This is a genomic window from Mesorhizobium sp. M0491 (genome assembly GCF_040321265.1).
Classification (GTDB): domain Bacteria; phylum Pseudomonadota; class Alphaproteobacteria; order Rhizobiales; family Rhizobiaceae; genus Mesorhizobium.
Map to the genome: position 1 here is coordinate 214,004 of NZ_JAMYRE010000010.1, position 16,180 is coordinate 230,183.

19 protein-coding genes are annotated in these 16,180 nt (G+C 58.7%); 5 read left to right on the top strand and 14 right to left on the bottom strand.

The window, feature by feature from the left end; all coding sequences use genetic code 11:
* Window positions 1–79: 79 nt before the first annotated feature.
* Window positions 80–679 (top strand): DUF922 domain-containing protein, encoded by a 600-nt coding sequence (locus NKI69_RS15455; RefSeq protein WP_023812834.1) that lies wholly within the window; start codon window positions 80–82, stop codon window positions 677–679.
* A 4-nt stretch (window positions 680–683) separates the two neighbouring features.
* On the opposite strand, the gene NKI69_RS15460 is transcribed toward NKI69_RS15455, so the two are convergent.
* From NKI69_RS15460 to NKI69_RS15480, 5 genes are all read right to left on the bottom strand, one after another.
* The gene (locus tag NKI69_RS15460) at window positions 684–1,730 is read right to left on the bottom strand and encodes an endonuclease/exonuclease/phosphatase family protein (RefSeq protein WP_352721871.1); all 1,047 of its coding nucleotides are present in this window, start codon (window positions 1,728–1,730) and stop codon (window positions 684–686) included.
* A 70-nt stretch (window positions 1,731–1,800) separates the two neighbouring features.
* A complete protein-coding gene (locus NKI69_RS15465) occupies window positions 1,801–3,264 on the bottom strand; it encodes an AMP nucleosidase (protein WP_245273264.1) in 1,464 nt (487 codons plus the stop codon).
* A 116-nt stretch (window positions 3,265–3,380) separates the two neighbouring features.
* On the bottom strand, window positions 3,381–3,575 hold the full coding sequence (locus NKI69_RS15470; protein ID WP_023812837.1) for a hypothetical protein: 195 nt from the start codon (window positions 3,573–3,575) through the stop codon (window positions 3,381–3,383).
* 40 nt (window positions 3,576–3,615) lie between these two features.
* On the bottom strand, window positions 3,616–3,774 hold the full coding sequence (locus NKI69_RS15475; RefSeq protein WP_023812838.1) for a hypothetical protein: 159 nt from the start codon (window positions 3,772–3,774) through the stop codon (window positions 3,616–3,618).
* A 641-nt stretch (window positions 3,775–4,415) separates the two neighbouring features.
* Window positions 4,416–5,156, bottom strand: coding sequence for a DUF4145 domain-containing protein (locus tag NKI69_RS15480; protein WP_352721874.1), 741 nt, complete (start codon window positions 5,154–5,156; stop codon window positions 4,416–4,418).
* 99 nt (window positions 5,157–5,255) lie between these two features.
* Here NKI69_RS15480 and NKI69_RS15485 point away from each other — a divergent pair, with 99 nt between their 5' ends.
* Together NKI69_RS15485 and NKI69_RS15490 are read left to right on the top strand one after the other, a co-directional pair.
* The gene (locus NKI69_RS15485; RefSeq protein WP_352721876.1) at window positions 5,256–5,513 is read left to right on the top strand and encodes a DUF982 domain-containing protein; all 258 of its coding nucleotides are present in this window, start codon (window positions 5,256–5,258) and stop codon (window positions 5,511–5,513) included.
* A 52-nt stretch (window positions 5,514–5,565) separates the two neighbouring features.
* Window positions 5,566–5,850 (top strand): hypothetical protein, encoded by a 285-nt coding sequence (locus NKI69_RS15490; RefSeq protein ID WP_352721878.1) that lies wholly within the window; start codon window positions 5,566–5,568, stop codon window positions 5,848–5,850.
* 396 nt (window positions 5,851–6,246) lie between these two features.
* On the opposite strand, the gene NKI69_RS15495 is transcribed toward NKI69_RS15490, so the two are convergent.
* On the bottom strand, window positions 6,247–6,477 hold the full coding sequence (locus NKI69_RS15495; protein WP_352721880.1) for a hypothetical protein: 231 nt from the start codon (window positions 6,475–6,477) through the stop codon (window positions 6,247–6,249).
* Window positions 6,478–7,026: 549 nt separating this feature from the next.
* A complete protein-coding gene (locus NKI69_RS15500; RefSeq protein WP_352721882.1) occupies window positions 7,027–10,341 on the bottom strand; it encodes a DEAD/DEAH box helicase in 3,315 nt (1,104 codons plus the stop codon).
* Between the two features lie 587 nt (window positions 10,342–10,928).
* Between NKI69_RS15500 and NKI69_RS15505 the strand changes: the two genes are divergently transcribed.
* Window positions 10,929–11,405, top strand: coding sequence for a hypothetical protein (locus tag NKI69_RS15505; RefSeq protein ID WP_352721884.1), 477 nt, complete (start codon window positions 10,929–10,931; stop codon window positions 11,403–11,405).
* 95 nt (window positions 11,406–11,500) lie between these two features.
* Window positions 11,501–11,800, top strand: a complete 300-nt coding sequence (locus tag NKI69_RS15510; protein ID WP_352721886.1) for a hypothetical protein — start codon at window positions 11,501–11,503, stop codon at window positions 11,798–11,800.
* A gap of 141 nt (window positions 11,801–11,941) precedes the next feature.
* On the opposite strand, the gene NKI69_RS15515 is transcribed toward NKI69_RS15510, so the two are convergent.
* From NKI69_RS15515 to NKI69_RS15545, 7 genes are all read right to left on the bottom strand, one after another.
* On the bottom strand, window positions 11,942–12,481 hold the full coding sequence (locus tag NKI69_RS15515; RefSeq protein ID WP_352721888.1) for a cell division protein ZapB: 540 nt from the start codon (window positions 12,479–12,481) through the stop codon (window positions 11,942–11,944).
* Window positions 12,482–12,483: 2 nt separating this feature from the next.
* Window positions 12,484–12,645, bottom strand: coding sequence for a hypothetical protein (locus NKI69_RS15520; protein ID WP_352721890.1), 162 nt, complete (start codon window positions 12,643–12,645; stop codon window positions 12,484–12,486).
* A gap of 103 nt (window positions 12,646–12,748) precedes the next feature.
* Window positions 12,749–13,468: a hypothetical protein gene (locus tag NKI69_RS15525; RefSeq protein ID WP_352721892.1), complete on the bottom strand. Its 720-nt coding sequence runs from the start codon at window positions 13,466–13,468 to the stop codon at window positions 12,749–12,751.
* A 14-nt stretch (window positions 13,469–13,482) separates the two neighbouring features.
* Window positions 13,483–14,010 carry a hypothetical protein gene (locus NKI69_RS15530; protein ID WP_352721894.1) on the bottom strand — a complete coding sequence of 176 codons (528 nt, stop codon included), beginning with the start codon at window positions 14,008–14,010 and terminating at the stop codon, window positions 13,483–13,485.
* A gap of 264 nt (window positions 14,011–14,274) precedes the next feature.
* On the bottom strand, window positions 14,275–14,736 hold the full coding sequence (locus NKI69_RS15535; protein ID WP_352721896.1) for a hypothetical protein: 462 nt from the start codon (window positions 14,734–14,736) through the stop codon (window positions 14,275–14,277).
* A 223-nt stretch (window positions 14,737–14,959) separates the two neighbouring features.
* Window positions 14,960–15,529 (bottom strand): winged helix-turn-helix domain-containing protein, encoded by a 570-nt coding sequence (locus tag NKI69_RS15540; RefSeq protein WP_352721898.1) that lies wholly within the window; start codon window positions 15,527–15,529, stop codon window positions 14,960–14,962.
* Window positions 15,530–15,645: 116 nt separating this feature from the next.
* The gene (locus NKI69_RS15545; protein ID WP_352721900.1) at window positions 15,646–16,098 is read right to left on the bottom strand and encodes a hypothetical protein; all 453 of its coding nucleotides are present in this window, start codon (window positions 16,096–16,098) and stop codon (window positions 15,646–15,648) included.
* Window positions 16,099–16,180 lie beyond the last annotated feature (82 nt).

Here is a 16,180-nt window from a genome sequence, read left to right on the forward strand (position 1 = left end):
CCGTGGCATGTGAAACATTAGGACTGTTGAAACTGCCGCGCGCTTATGGTTCCATTCCTTGACGATAAGGAGATGGCCAATGCGCCTGGCGGTTCTGGCATGCCTTGTGGCGATCGGTGCGCTGTTCGGTTTGGCTTCGGCGGCCTCGGCCGGCACCAGGGTGGTGGTCAAGACGCGGACCTACGACATCACCGGGAACACGGGGCTGGCGCTGATGCAGGCTATGGACCGCAAGGGGCCGAAGCACGGCTTCATGACGCATGCCATCGCGCTGACCGGCTACGCGGTGGACTGGGACCTTGACACCAGCCAGGACAATGGCGTTTGCCGCTTGCGGCGTGCCAACGGCACGCTCAATCTCTTCTATACGTTTCCGCGTGTCGCCTCGGCCACCACTCCGACGCTCCGGAAGCGCTGGACGCGGTTCTTCGCCGGCGTCCGCGCCCATGAGGAAACCCATGGCCGCATCGCCAGGGAGATGATGCGGGCCACGGAAAGATCGATCTCCGGCCTCAGGATTGCCGACGACCGGTTCTGCTACAAGACACGTCGCGAGGCACAGCGACGTATCAAGGCCACCAATGCCGCATATGAGGCCAAGCAGCTCGCTTTCGATGCGCGCGAGCATCGCGACGGCGGCCATGTCCAGCATCTCGTCATCGCTTTGGTCAGGCCCTGATCCATCAGCCTGGCGTCTTGCCGGTCTGAACAATGGCCGCGGTCGCGGTTTCATGTTCATCGAGCGGCTTTTGCTGGTTCGGCCTGAGCGAGAACTCCACCATGACCGGAAGGTGATCCGAGCCGGTGTCTTCCAGCCGTGTCGCGGAATGGATGGTCACACCGCCCTTGCTGAAAACCTGGTCGATCGGCAGGCCGGCGAAGCGCCGCAGCAAGTCCGGCAGCTTGATGTGGATCCAGGTCGGGCCGGCGGAAGGCATCACGGTCAGCCCGCCAAGCGCCGCGACCCGCCGCACGGCGGCACTCCACGGCGCGGCATTGCAGTCGCCTGCCATGATGGCCGTCCCGCCGAGCGCGGAAAGCGGCTCCGTCAACTCGCCGATCTGCCAGTACTGCTCGCGTGGCCACGGCCAGCTGAGATGGATCGCCGCGACATCGACGTCGATGCGGCCGAAGTCGACGGTCGCTGTCGCCATGGCGCCGCGCCTTTCGCAACGCGCCTCGGTGCCGGCGGCAAAGGGCCGCCGCGAAAGCAGCGCGACGCCGAATATGCCGTTGGGATAGGGACAGAGGATCCGGTATGGATAGGCGCTGCTGATATAGCCAAGCTCGGTCGCCCACATCGCCGATACCTCGTCCAGGGTGATCACGTCGGGACTGGTCCGGCCGATCAGCGACAGCACCTTCTTCGGCGTTGGATTGTCGTAGCGCAGGTTCATCTGCAGCAGCTTGTAGATCGCCCGGTCTTCGTTCTTGGCTTCATAGGCGGCCTGAACCGGCCACAGGCGGGAGAAGGACAGCGACCCGGAAGTGGTGGCGAAGGCCGCCACGGCAAAAAGCAGTGCCACGGCCGCCTGCAGGCGAAATGTCGTGGCCAGCAGCGGCAGTGCGCAAAGCGCCATCAGCACGGCAAGGTGGACGCGGAAATGCGAGAAGGAATCGAAGGCGGGATGCAGCGTTCCGAAAAACCCGGCCACCAGCGCGATCGAACAGGCCAGCATTGCCAGGAATGCAACCGAAATCAGCAATGTCCCGAAGCTCGCTCTCTCCATGCCGCCTGCTTATCGGCAGAAATGCGGCCCAATCAAGATGAGAAATGCCTACGCGATGCGTGGTATCGGCCTACTGGAACGCCGTTTCCGAAAAACTTCTGAGCTTGCGCGAATGCAACCGCTCCATCGGCATTTCCGCGAGCTTCTCCATCGCCCTGATGCCGATGGTCAGGTGCTGCGCCACCTGGCGCTTGTAGAATTCGGTCGCCATGCCGGGCAGCTTCAACTCGCCATGCAGCGGTTTGTCCGAAACGCACAGCAGCGTGCCGTAGGGAACGCGGAAGCGGAAGCCATTGGCGGCGATGGTCGCCGATTCCATGTCGAGTGCGATGGCGCGAGATTGCGACAGACGCTGGACCGGGCCACGCTGGTCGCGCAGTTCCCAGTTGCGATTGTCGATGGTGGCGACGGTGCCCGTGCGCATGATGCGCTTCAGGTCGTAGCCGGTAAGGCCGGTGACTTCGGCGACGGCTTCCTGCAACGCCACCTGGATCTCGGCCAGCGGCGGGATCGGCACCCAGACCGGAAGATCGTCGTCCAGCACATGGTCCTCGCGCACATAGGCATGCGCCAGCACATAGTCGCCCAGCGCTTGGGTGTTGCGCAGGCCGGCACAGTGGCCGAGCATCACCCAGGCATGCGGCCTCAGCACCGCAATATGGTCGGTGATGGTCTTGGCGTTGGAAGGCCCGACGCCGATATTCACCATGGTGATGCCGCCATGTCCCGATTTCTTCAGATGATAGGCCGGCATCTGTGGCAGGCGGGGAACTGCGACGCCTTCACTGGGCGCGCTTTGCCCGCCCTTGGTGATGACATTGCCCGGCTCGACGAACTCCGTGTATCCGCCGCCGCCATTGGCCATCAGGTCGCGGGCGCGGGCGACGAATTCGTCGATGTAGAACTGATAATTGGTGAACAGCACGAAGTTCTGGAAATGCTGCGGCGTGGTCGCCGTATAGTGCGACAGCCGGTGCAGCGAATAATCAATGCGCTGCGCCGTGAAAGGGGCCAGGGGCCTCGGCTCGCCGAAGGCGACTTCGAAGGTGCCGTTGGCGATCTGGTCGTCGGTGCCATCGAGATCCGGCACGTCGAACAGGTCGCGGATCGGCCGCTTGATGCGCTCCGCCGTCGCGCCGTCGACATGGGTGCCTTCAAGGAAGGCGAAATGCAGCGGGATGGGTGTGGTCGATTCCGACACCGTGACCGCAACCCCATGATTGCGCATGATCAGGCGCAACTGCTCGACGAGGTAGCTTTCGAACAGGCCCGGCTGGGTGATGGTGGTGGAAAAATGCCCAGGCGTCGGCATATGGCCATAGGCCTGGCGCGAGTCGATCTGGGTGAATGAGTTGGTGGTGACGCCGATCTCCGGATAGAAGGCCCGGTAGCGCTTGCCATTGTCGCCGCCTGCTGCCGCCAGCTCTGCGAAGGAGTCGCGCAGGAACTTGGTGTTGCGGTCGTAAAGCGCCTGCAGTGCCTTGACGGCCTTTTCGGCGCTATCAAAGCTTTGCCGGCCAAAAGGCTCCGGCATGACGACAGATTCGATGGCTTGTGGGTAGATTCGCTTTTCCATGGCTCAATATAGAGACTTGGATCGGCACTTGGGAGGGGTGTCGCGACCGAAGGCGGCCAAAGCGCCGTTTTTCTTCAACCGCGCTGCAGGCTGACCAGGAGCACAAAGCCGACGCCGGACTTCTTCAGGGCTGGTGCGTCGATCGTCGAGCCGGCATCGGAGCGCATCATCGGCACGGCCAGAACCGGAGCGGCCAGAACCGTCAGGATAAGCGCCGCCCGCGGCAGAAGCCGAAGGGTCTTGAGAGTGTTGGCGGCGATGCGGTTCATGGTGTTTCAGCTTTTCTTTTCGAGGTCTTGGTTTCTTTGTTCAGTTGCGAAGATGGGTGGGGCAGGCGAGGCGGCAGGTTCTGGAACTGGCTTCGTCCCAGGCGCGGGCCGGACGGCCCGCTTCGGCGACGAGGATGGCGAAGAACATTCCAAACAGGCTCACCAGCAGGCAGACGATGGTGAAGCGGCGAGCAAGCATTGGGTCGGTCTCCTTCAACACGCCGGAGAATGCCCTGATGCAACTGAACCGGCTCTGATGCCGGCGTTCATCTGCGGTTCAAGATGGTTGACGGGGCTTCGACGGCGCCGGCGTCGGTTTGGATAGCCGCCGGCGGGTATCGAGCATCACCGGCGCAGGATGTGTCGACAAAACGAAAACGGGGCCCGTCGAGGCCCCGTCATCATGTCGTAAGGGTGCGGTCGATCAGAGCTTGTGCCAGACTTAGCTTTTATTTTACGGAATGCGTTGGGCGCATAGCTGGAAACATGGCTTCGGTCCGGGTGATTTGGTGCGGACGAAGGCACCGTCAAACAAATTGCTAAAGTATCTCCCGCACCGAGTGGACCCCCACGGGGGGACTGGGGCTACCCCTCTCTAACATTTGGGGATACGAATTTTTCTCATAAAGGTCCGGGACCATGGCGCAGCGATACGACATCCGCGAGGACGCCGAGGGCTGTTGGACGGTGTATGACGTCTCCCCGGACGGCCAGCGGACCCCGAGGGGCACCCTGCGGTGAGCCTGGACAAGATGTACGCGGAGGACCTTGCGGCTCTCCTCAATGCGAACGAACTGAAACGCAGGCTCACACGAGGCCCTGAGATCAAGTGGTGATCGGTTAGCTTCCCGTACGGGCGGCTTTCTCGGCTTTCCTCAACCTTGCAGCTTCGTTCTTTGCGAACCGCTCGGGGCCGATCTGAGTCACGAGTTCTTGGAGCTGTTTCTGCTCAGTGATCGCCCATTGTACGATAGAGTTGGCTAGACGGAACAGAATCGCCACGGTCCCGGGGTCATCTGAGCCGTATAGGCGAGCAGCATGTAAGACCTCGTTGCCGGTCATTCTGACCACATCCATGGCTACAGTTATCTGCTTTGGAACACCCTGCTTTTCCAGTTCATGAACCGCATCGTCGAAGTTGTCTTTCTGGGTGACAAACTTGCAAAGGCCTTCGATGCACATGCGAAGCAAAGCCGCCGCAGCCCTAGGACTGGCGTCAGCGACCGCTGCAGCCTCCTCGAAATCCTTTTGAAGCTGAGGAGGAAGATCTTGGGGAATCGGATGATCACCGGAGTGGCTCGGGTAAACCAGCGTTCCTTCGAACCAAAGCGAACGACCTCCGCATGCTACGCACTTTGAAATCCCTAAGTCCGCGATTATCTCCTCAACATGCCCGTTTCTTCCACCGACCATCTTGAAGTCTTTCTTGTACGGGATGGTCCACGTTTGTAGAGAGACCACAGGACAGCGTGGACACTTGAACCGCGTCTTCCTGAACCCCGGAGTGTAATCACCTTGAACGGGAGCGTCCCTAAGTCCACTCGTGATATCGATGGTCTCGGTGCTGGGTAGCGTCGCCATTGAGTCCCTCGCTTTGGGATTACTCTGCTCTTTCGCAGATGTGTAGGCAATCCGCCGGGCCGTCGTGGCAGCGCAAGAACCTGGGTGGTCACTTTACAGATGGCAGAGCATTGGTTCAGCCCCAAGGTCCCCGTGAGGACCCCTGAGGGGCACCGCTACAACGTTGGGAGCGTGGAGGCTGCATCCGAGGTTCTCCTCGGGTGGACCAAGCGTGGCCCTAAGTGGAACCTGGCCGTGAGGGTCTGCATGGCAGCACTGGCTGATCAGGCGACCACTCAGGAGGTCCGAAGGTGCTTTAGGTTGGCTGCTCGGGAGGAAGGGGTCCTCATGCCGGATATCGAGGACCACGATCCTTGACTCGATTCCTAGACGCGCGCACGTATGTCGCCCGAAGCGGGAAGGGAAAAATATGGCAAACCGAATCGACGTCGATCAGAACAAAGATCACATCGGAGGTAACTTCGATTGGGACGTGGCACCGAGCTGCTGCGACCTGCTTAAGGATGCTGTCGACGAGGAGAAGTTCATCTTTGTCAGCAATTTCGTCAGCGAGGAATCGAACACTTTTTATATGTTGCCGGTAACCAATGAAGGGCGCTTTGCTCGTGATACCGGCATTACCATCAGCTTCTGCCCCTGGTGCGGAACCAAGATTGTTGGAAAGAAAAAGTACGCTCAGGAGAATCCAGCTTAAGGGCAGGTTGGGGAAAACTAAAAATACCTGTGGTGCAAACACTTGGGACTCTTGTCATCGAGTCACTTGTGGCCTTACACCGGAGATAGTGCAGTCGAAACCGCGCCAATGATACTCGATTCCAGACCGAGTGGAGGTGGCGATCACTGCGCTAGTCGGAGGGGGACGCTGGGCGTCCAAACCTCAGCGTCTCCCACCGGCACCCTTATCCGTAACGGAAATTCCCGCACCGGATTGGTTTACGAATGCCGCTATTCGGGAGGCACGTCAATGCACGGTACGCATGTTTTCTTGTGCATAACGCACACTCTCAGGAACGAGCCCCCCTCTTCAGAAAACAAGCTCAGCTCTCAGAAAGAACGGGCCACAGGAAACTGAGGCCTTTCAGGAAGAGGACTATGCCCCTTTGTCGTGGGCGATGTCCGCCTTGAGCCTGTCGACAACGTGGTTCAAACCTTCAATCGCTCGCTTGTAGTGGGCGATGATGTCGGCGTTCATGTTCGTCGCCTTCCCATCTGAGTCAACGTCGTTCATCTGCTGCTTACCGGATTCGAGCCACTCGACGCCTTCGCTCATATTGGCGATAGCCTCAGTGTGTCGTGCAATCAAATCTTCACGCCATCCCATATACGTCTCTCCCCATTGTTGGAGCAGAGCATATACGCTTCCGAAACGCTGTGCGAAAGTAGAAAAAGCAAACCGAAATACTTAGAAGGGGAAACCATGGAAAAGATACTAACGGCGGGAGCAATCATTATCGCTGCCTCCATACTCGTACTCGGGTCCAGTAGGCAGCCCCTCATCTCGGGTCGAGAGCTAATCGTCTATGATCGCCTGTCGGGCAAAGCCGATAGATGCATCATCCCGGTGACCGTCGATGTCTTCAAATGCCCACAGGAGTGAACTCGGAAGAACATCGATCTATCTCGGGTAGTTAGGCCCGCACGCTCCAGGACCGTCTTGAGTAACCTTGAACCATCTATCGACATCTATCTCAACCAACCTGGCCGAGTTAACCGCAATGCTCTTGACGCTCAGCGCGAATTTTTACAGCGTCCAGCGCCTGACGACGCCCTTGTGATCGTGGAGACGACCGGTGCGCAGATTAGGGTGCCGAAAGGACCGCCCAACACAAACGGTCAGCGTGTTGTAGCTTGGATGACTACGGGACGCCTTTCACGGGCTGCAGATGATGTGCAAATCGATTCCCACGGTCTCCTTTAGGTAAGTCAGCGCGGCGGCAAGTACGGCGGACTGACCGTCCGTCCGCTTCGTCTTCGGAAGTCCCGGTTGCACGATTAATATCTCCGCTCGGATGGGCTGAAACCGATTCAATTTCATAATGCGCGTAAGGTCCGCTGCCTTCCCCTTCAAGAAGCGCGTTGGGCGGGCTCCCTCTTTCAACGCTTCATCACGCGACTTCAGGTGCTGGCAAAGCTGATTGAATTTGCCCACCCAGCGAACCGACCTTACAGCCTGCGATGAGACCTCGACCACGTCCTTTACACGCTCACCGGCGGTAGTGCCGCCAGAGAACTTGCAGTGTATCAACGCCAGCCTGATAAACTCATCCTCGACCCTCAGGCAGACCAAGTCGGCTGCTTCACCACTGGCGTCGTCGTCAAACACCACGTCAAATCCGTCAGCAATATACTTCTTGGCCACGTGCCACTGCACAGAGTCGTCGCGACGGACGCCTCCCTTCCACATTGACTCTTTAGTGATGTCTACCCCACCCCATTCCCATGCTTCAAAACGGGCATCATCGATCTTGAGATCGTAGGGAGACTGAGGGACAATATGCAGATTGGCGTCTAACTCGGAGAGGTCGACAAAGCGGAAAAGGGGCGGATACTCCGAGAGGTACCACGCAAGTTCCCCTCTGATGCGGCCGACTTCCACTGTCACAGGGTCCCCTGACGTCTGGACGACGGTGAACGTATTGGGGCCGCCCAGCGCGAATCGGAACATTCCCCACGATCCGGTGAGAGCCTCAATCAGCTCAAAGTCGATTGCATTATTGGGTCGATCTATTCCGACGATGGACAGCTCAAAGGTTGTCTGCGATGCCGTGTTCTTTCCGGTGGAGAACTCAATCCGATCTTCCGCCTGACGAAGCATTTCTACCGGCCACTCAATACTGAGCAGTTCTGCGTCCGGCAGATCGGTCACCACGGTGGGCAACAGTACGTGGTCGATCAATTTGCTGGTATCAATTCCGATGTCGATAAGCTTGTCGCCCACAACCTCGCACCACTCATTGAAGCGCGGGACCGAGCCCTGCTCGCGTGACCAGACGCGCCCTTTCGCCGAACATCCTATGGTGACCTGCTTGCCATTTTCCCACCCGATGCCGCTCAACAATGCCTTCACCGATCCAGCCTTCTCAGCTTGGCTCAGCGCCTCCGTGACCTCCGCTCCTGTGTATGACGCGTAGGACAAGTTCCGGCGACCATGCTTCTTCAGTCCTAAATTTTGAAAGATAAGGCGGTTGATACGACCCATTGACCGAAAGATGACGTCGCCACGAAGCGGCGTCGAGGCACCTACCTTTATGGCTAGCGGATCGAAGTTGGTCTGGTGATCGGTCGAAGCCAGGTAAAGCAGCTTACGGGCCGTGTCATGGTGCAGAATGAAAAGCGTCCAAGTTCGATCTTTGACCGCCTTTGACCGGCTCCATTTCACTGTCGGCTCTGACCGCGTGACGAAAAACAAGGTCTTCGACTGCTCATGCAGCCACACTCGATAGGGCGAAAGGCTGGCTGGGAGGCCTTCATGGAACTTTCGCGGCGTCCATTGTTCCGACTCGTAAATTAGCGTGCTGAGAGTGGGACGGAGAAGTTTGTGCGAAATAGCGACATCCTCGTCGTCGCTATCCTGATCGAGGCGCTTCGCTTCGTTGAGGAATTTCGTCAGGCGGGCGTGATCGTTCGCAGCCTCGGAACTCATCTCGCTAAGCAATTCGTTCCAGTCGGCGTCTTCGCTGTAGAGTCGTTCCAACGCCACTGATACGTTTGGTTCAGCAATATTCGCAATCACCGTCGCATCGCCGATGTCGTTCGCAGCGGTGCGGGTAAAGCGACCGGTGAATTGCAGCAGGATCGCAAGGCTCTTATGAAGGTCATGGATCGCTGCGACCTTAAGCTGAGGCAGGTCAAACCCTTCGCCCAGCATGTTCACACATACGACAATGCGGCTCTTTCCAGCTAGCAAATCGGCGATGCGCTGGGGGGCGTCAGGCAAATCGGAGTGCACCAACATCGGGCTCAACTCCGGTGCCCGCCTCGCATAGATCGCATGTACCGCTTTGGCTCGGTCAATGCTGACACACCGAGCCATCATCAGGTGGTTCCATCCATCCTGCAGGTCGGCCCGCAAACGGGCGACCGCCGTCTCTGCAATCGCCTCATCTGCGCGTGCAGGCACGGCTTCATACACCGGCTCAAAGGTGATCGGCTTGAAGTAGCCATCCGCTTGAGCAGTGCGCAGCGGATAACTGTAGATCACCTGGCCGTCGACCACATTGCCGTCGCGGCGGAAGGGCGTAGCGGTGAATTGCAGGATCGGCTTGCTTGCGAAAGCTTCGCGGAAACGGGACCAACGCGTCGCCCCAATATGGTGCGCTTCGTCGATTACCAACACACCCACGCGCTTCACGATCTCGGGCCAAAGTGGCTCCGCAGCGCTGTCGGCCAGCGAGTCCATCGTGCCAATAATTACGTTGCAGCGATCAAATATCTCGAGAGCGTCCGCCGTTTTTGGAACCTTGGTGACTATGCCAACAATCGGATTGAATGCATCTGGCGCCAAGACCCGAAGAAAACGCAGAAGACCAAAGGTCAGAAATTTCCTCGCCGTCTGGGCGCGAAGAGCATCAGATGGCACGACTACTAACATCGGCGTGCGGACATAAGCCGCGAGCGTCGACAGCATAGTTTCGGTCTTGCCGGTTCCAGTCGGCATGATGACAGTTGCCGTTGCCGTGCTAAGGCTCCAATGAGCGCCGATGGCGTGCAGGGCACCGATTTGCGGAGATCTTAGGCCGCGCTTTTCTGCGTCGACTGAGCCGTCAGGACTACGGCTCTCAGTGCGAAAGAAGAATCGGTCAGCCCATTGGTGCGCGCGATCTTGGGTCACGGCGGGCCAACCACGATTAGCGGCATCAGCCTCAATGTCGTCAACCAGTCGGTGACTGACCCACAAAAGATCACCACCTATAGCTCTGTAGAGGAGGCCATCCGCCTCTGTCGGCCGCTGCGCCATCCGTCTCGTGGTCACGATAACGCGTTCACCTGACACTAGCGCGTAGAGTGGCTCTTTAATCCGCGCCGAGACGGCGACTTCTCCGACTTGTGTTGCCGTGACGGTCTCAGCGGCCCTCAGTACGGCTCGGACTTGGCCAACCACCACCTTTATCGGGCCGTAGTCAAGCTGAGGCAGCTTCAATTCTACCGTGGCGGCATTCTCTTCAAGAAATTTCTGTTGAGTCACCACATCCCCCTCAGTTGACTCGAATGATTTTAATATAGTGGTTCTGCACATCGGCGCCACTAAGTATTGAAGTTATTCACCCGTGGATGTGATTACTTCCTCGATTTCGGATGCGTCGCTTCGGCCTGCATCAATCTTCGGGGGGCTTGGGCGCTTGTCGTCACAAAACCCTTCATTGGAGCGCGAGGTGGCTGTATGGGTTCCTGCGGTTAGCTTGGGTTCAGTCGAGGGGCACAGACGAAGACGCGGTGAGATCGACTACCGGGCCGAGGAAAGGCACCAACATGTCAGAGAGTACACTTCCGCAGCAGAGGGCTCCCAAGCTCATTGTAGTAACCGCCTTTGATCGCGATGGTCGCGGGAAGCGAACCCAGCAATAGGCGAGTATGGTGACCCGACGACAATCTTTGTAGGCGGCGATGTGCCAGATATGGAGTAGGGGGCGGTGAAACGACGGGCGGGTCTGAATTACCCGTTGCAATGCAGTGAAGCCTTATGCAGCTTGTTCGCCAACACATTGAGCAGCGGGTTGTCGGCCTCCCGGTGCTGAGCGTATCGCCCATGGGGGCTGAAACTGGGGATGGAACGTGCGCCCTGTCATTGTCCTTACTGCATTACTCGCAGCACTAAATATCGCATACGCAGAACAATGTCCGCTTGATCGTGTGGTCTGGAAGGACACAAAAACCGATCGGGTATTTGCGGCAGAACGCGCGGCGCAGCACCTTATATATCAGTGCGGAGAAAAGTTTATCAAGACGGAGACAGAACGTGCAGGCTGCGGCAACCTGCACGGGACGTTTTATGTTGATGGCTACATGTCTGGTCAGCGCATTTACGCGATATTCCATATCGATGATGCCTCTCCGTGTTGTTGGTGGGACTCCCAGTTGGCACCAAACGCCGCAATAGAAAAAGAAGTCCCTCGGTGGAAGCCCGTCGGAAAAGCGATTGAAATTACTCTGAAGGACCCGTCACTTACTATTTCTGACAACCCGCCCCTGTATCAAGTAATGGGGCCGCTTGGGGGTGGGAACTTTGTTGCAGAGGAATGTAGACGCTGACGCTCACGTCCAAGAGAGCCTTTGCGGTAGTCGTTTCTCCACACTAGTGCAGCGTCTACGGTAGCTCTCTTCATTCCTAGTCTGATGTGTGAAACATGGGCATCGGCAATCAAGCCATACATTGGAAAGCCGAGATCATGACGAACTTTAAGATCGTATTCTTTGGAAAACAGGGCCAAGTCATCGGGCAGCGCGTCGTCCCTTGCGAAAGCCATTGGGACGCGTGTGCTTGGGGATGGGGCAACATGCCTTCGAAGGCGGAGGATTTCCATGTTGAGGAAGCGCAGTTCGAGGAAAAGTTGTCTGCATCTGAGGAAGAGGATGACGGGGTCATTCTCAGGGCCTTCTACATCCTGAGAAAGCGGGCGAAGCTGGCCAAAGCTTTCCACCGATAGATCAACCACTTGGCGCCCATGCGCTGACTGCCGAAAACGCATGGGCACCTGAAGGCAACCCGCGCCCCTGCCTGATCCCATCAGAACGGATGTGAGATACGAAAGCGGGAATGGAGGAAGCGCGGGAAACTTCGATAGGCTTTAGCTGCCGCTGGCGATGGCCAAGGCCGTCTTGAGTTCACCAAGTTCACTCTCAAGCATTTCGTCGGCGGCGACAGTCACGTCCACGTCGGGGCCGCTGAGGGCGGGGAAGAACGCTTCCATTTCAGACTTGGTCACCTTGGGTGCCCCTGCGGCCAACACGCGCTGCGGCTTGGTGTCGGCGGTATAGGGCAAGCCCGTTGCAGGATCATGGGTGCCACTCTGGATGCCCACTTGGACCTCGGCCATTGCCATACGGCTAGACCGTGCAGCGGCTTCCTGCATCTCGGTGTAGCCTGGCCGATCATCGCCATACCTGCGCTGCGGGACGTCCACGGTGCGCAGCGCGTCACGAATGGTCTGAACTGTGTCGCGTTCCTGCTTAAGCTGTCGCTCCAACTCCCGACGTTGGGAGATCAGCGAGGCGTTTTCCTCGGTCAGTCGAGACACCTCTGCCGTGAGCTTGCCGACTTCGGTGGAGTGGTCGAGGGTTTCGAGTTGGGCGAGGAGTTCCTCGCGGGTCACTGGTTTCTTGGCCATAGTCAGATGTTGCCTCCTTCGTGGCTGCCACGTTCGACGACGTCGATTAAAGAGAGCAGGAGGTCTAGCTCAGCGCAGACAGGTGCGTAGCGAGACTGAATGACCGCATCGGCGTTGAAGGCCTGAATGGCGGCGCGGAGAGCTATAAGAGTTTCGGGGGTCATGAAAAGTTTCTTTCAGTGAGTTAGGACAAGGGGAATAGGGCGAGAAGGCACGCGGTGAGGGCCGCGAGGGTGTAAGCTGTAGTGATGTAGCCGAGCATTGAGATCACTCGGCATCAGGCAGCGACTGGAACCAGAGGTCATAGGCCCCCGCCAGTCTCGACCCGTCCAGATTGCCAGCAACCATATCGGTCACAATGCGCCGGGCGAACGGGTCATCGGTACGGGAGGCCGCGTAAACGAGAGCGTCCCAGCGATCCCCACCGATGTACTCGGAGGCAACCGGAGCCGTTTCCATCACTGTCGTTTCAATCAAGTTTGAGGCGGTGGCGGCGTCCAAGCCGGTGGCCTCGGACAGGCGCCCAAGGGTGTCCTCAAAGTCGCCTGTTGCAACCATCGCGTTGAGACCATCGTCAAACGCGGTAGGGTCAAAGCAATCGGCAATCGCGTCGAAGGTTTCCGAGGGGCCGGGCTCCTGATCGGTCTCGATCTCAAGTTCCTGCTGGAGGGCCTCAAGGTCCGCTTCGGACAGTTCCTCGATGTCGATGTCTTCGAAGGGGTCGTGACCGGCTGGGACGGCGCGGGGGTCGAAGGCGGCAGGGGGCGGGGCACTGGAGTTCCCCTGAGGCCCGGTGAGGCCAAGCTGTTCAGCAATGTCGAGGTCGACATAGGTGTTCATGCCGGGGATGAACACTTTGCCCTCGGGGGCAGGACCGCGAGCGGAGCCGCTGGCATAGCCGGGGTTGTCGGAACGATCGGTCCAGCCAGATTGGGGGTCGATCGGATTGGGCATACGCATCATGCCGTCATCGGAAGAGTAGGACATAGGGTGATTTTCCTTCAGAGAAGTGCAGCGGCCTTGAGGGCTCGCTTGGTGTAGTCGAGGATGGTCATAGGCTGACCGTCATTGGTGGAGACGGCCGAGGACCAGAAGGCCTTGCCGTAGATGTGTTGGGCGTTGCGGACGAGGTCGTGGCCGAGACGCCTGTGGGTTGCCCCTGAGGCCTTCTTGATGAGCGTGGCGGGGCCGATGGTCTTGCGGAAGTCCCCCATGAGTGCACCCGCACGGGTCTCAAGGAACCGCTCGCGGTTATCCCAGAGGCCCCCGGCAGGGCCAGCATGGAAGTAGACTTGCATCCACCCGATCAGGGCAACGGCGTGGACGACAGCTTCGGTATAGGTCCGCTGTTCCTTGTGCTGCCAGTTGGCCAGGAGGCCCTTGGCCTTGGCGACCTGCGGGAGCTTCGGGTGGAGGTCGCCGGGGCCGAGGCAGAACGACTGCGGCAGGGACACGCGCCGCTCAAGGGACCTCAGGTCGAACGCCACACGCGCGGCGAACTTGGGGTCCGTTTGCATGTAGATGCCCATGGCCTTTTTGAAGATGGCCAGTTCGTTTCGAGCGGGGAGGCGAGCAAGTGGGTCACCCCGAGAACTCGCGGCATCCCGGTGGGGTCCGCAGTAGCGGGAGACGCCGGAGCGATTGCGAGTGCAGCCGGGACAGTCGCAGGGTCGGGTTTCGTTGAGGACTTGGCGGCAACGCAACTGGTAGCCGTGGTCAGAAGATTGGACGCCCACACGCCAGTCGCGCGGGTGTCCCCGGGTGACGGGAGATGCCATAGGGGTTCCTTGGGGTTACTGAAAAGCGCCGTAGTTCTTGAGGCCGGATGTCGCGATATCCATCATGGATGTCATCGGGTTCGGCCTTACGCTGTTGATGGCATTCTGGGTCTGTATCTGTTGGGACTTGCCAGCCATCACATAGTTCGCTGCGGCACCCTCTCGCTGGTCCTTGGCATTGGCGATGGACAATGCCGACTGGCGGGACTGTTCGGCCACTCGAAGGCCAGCGGTGCTACCGGTCATGCCAGAGCCTGAGGCCACCGCGAGGGACTTCGCGCGATCCCCTTCGAGGGTCGCCTGATAGCCGTCCTTGTTGGCGGCATTGGTTTTCACGATGAACTCGCGTTCATTGGCGGCTTGGTCAAGCTGGTAGTTGGAGAGAGCGATCTCTTGTTTCTTACTCGCGGTAGCTGCCTCGCTGGCAGCACTTGCGGCCCCGGCGGTGAGGCCGAGGATTAATCCGATATCGCACATGGCGATGTCCTTTGGTGGGATGTGGTGTAACTCGGGATATCCATCGGTAAACCCATGATGGGACGGACTTCGTCCGTTCATGGGACAAGCGATAGGCCCCGAGCTATCTATTAATGAGGAGACCAAATTAGAATGATCATCATTGATGACTATCAATCTTGTCTCCCGCCAAGCGAAGCTGGCAGCACGGTCGTTTATCCCATGAACGGCGAAGCCGTCTCATCTATGGGTTTGCCGACTTATACCGCCAGAAGGGAGGCTTGAGTTTCCCTATATAGCTATGTTGTAGAGTATGTAATTGATTTGATTGTCTATTACAGCTTTCATTGCCTTTTTTGGTGTTGGATACGTAACCATATCTCGACAAGCTCTTGACGTGCCTGGATACTGCCTGTTGCGAGATCCTCAGCAACTCAGCCACATCACCTTGCGTGAGGCGACGGCTCGACAAGTCCGCTAGAAAGTCTTGGACGGCGGCCCGCATGTCGCCACGGCTTCCACACATCGAAACCTCCCACGCAAGATCGGCATCGGACAGGAAGCGGGTGGATGGCTCACGATGGTTTTTCCGCTCCCGTAGTTCCGCATCATAAGCAGGAGACGGCGTGTACTGAAGGCGTCTGACGGTCCCCTCGGATAGCCCCAGGAGTTCCGCGACAGCAGGACGACCGATGCCTCTAGCTGCGAGCGCCTTGATCGCCTTGTGATTGAACTCGGCGCTGTCACGCTTGGCAGCGGCGGCTGCGATTACAGAGTTGCGACGGCGGCTGAGGCCGGTGATGTGCATGTTCATGGGGATGCCTTTCTTGCGGGGGTAGGGCCGTCCTGAGTCGATTGATTGGAGGAGGCGGTGCAGGAGTTGGGAAAACCCGAACGCCTCTCAGGCCCGCTCGGAGACTCAAGGAAACGCTATGCGCCGTTGGCGTCACGGAAGGCCTTTAGTTCACCGGCAGAATGTCGGCGGGTGAACCACTCGGGCATGAGGTCTTGGGTGTCCCGAGGGCGGAGGGTGCCGCTGGCTACGATCTCGACTATCTGGTCGTATTCCAGATAGTTCGTGTCCGATGGGAGCCACCCGATGAGCCGGAAGGACCAGAGGGTACCAAGGACGACTTTGATCCCGTCGACATGGAGCCGGTGGTTGTCGCGGGCTCGCTGGAGGTCTCGCACCGAGCAGCCCTCGGGGGTCATGGCACCATAGTGAGCCAGTTTTCGGGCTGTCCGGGTGTAGCGTACAGGCAGTGGGGCATGGCGGCTTTGGTGCCCCATGCGGGTGGTCGAGAACTTCGAGGCAAGTGAGGTGCCCTTAGGGGCGGAACGCATGGCTTCGAGGGAAGCGGCAATCTCTGCGGTATAGGTCATGATGGCCTAGATGTTGTGATGGGTACATCAATGGACGCAAGATGTAGTCGAGGCGCCCCGGCGATACAGAACGCACCACCGA